This is a genomic window from Clostridium thermobutyricum (assembly GCF_000371465.1).
Classification (GTDB): domain Bacteria; phylum Bacillota; class Clostridia; order Clostridiales; family Clostridiaceae; genus Clostridium; species Clostridium thermobutyricum.
On the sequence record NZ_KB850965.1, the window covers coordinates 1 to 612 of the forward strand.

Below are 612 nucleotides of genomic sequence, written 5' to 3' on the forward strand. Positions count from 1 at the left end.
AGTTACAACAGATAAAGCTGGAGTTGCTACATTAAATAATATTCCATGGGGAACTTACACTGTAAGAGAAACAAAAGCACCAATTGGTTATGAATTAAGTGGAAAAGAACAAACTATAACAATAGATGCAAATAATGTTTCAAATGTACAAAACTTAACTTTTAGTGATAAAAAGATATTAGGAAGTTTAGTTATAACAAAAACTGATGAAAAAGGAAATGTTCTTTCAGGAGCCGAGTTTATGGTAACAGGACCAAATGGCTTTAAGAAAGAAGTTACTACTGATTCAAAAGGAATAGCTAGTTTAGATAATATTGAATGGGGAACTTACAAGGTACAAGAAATAAAAGCACCAGAAGGATATAATTTGAATTCTGTAGCTCAAACAGTTGAAGTAAGTAAATTTACAGTAGGTCAACCTCAAAAATTAATATTTAAAGATAGTAAAATGTTAGGAAGTTTAGTTATAACTAAAGTAGGAAATGACGGAGCGAAGCTAAGTGGAGCAGAGTTTACAGTAGAGGGACCAAATGGATATAAACAAGTGGTTACAACAGATAAAGATGGAGTTGCTACATTAAATAATATTCCATGGGGAACTTACGAAATTAA

At 31.2% G+C, this 612-nt stretch carries 1 protein-coding gene; it reads left to right on the forward strand.

Going from position 1 to position 612, the window contains the following annotated elements; all coding sequences use genetic code 11:
* On the forward strand, positions 1-612 hold a 612-nt coding region (locus tag HMPREF1092_RS17475), incomplete at both ends, for an MSCRAMM family protein (RefSeq protein ID WP_002599813.1).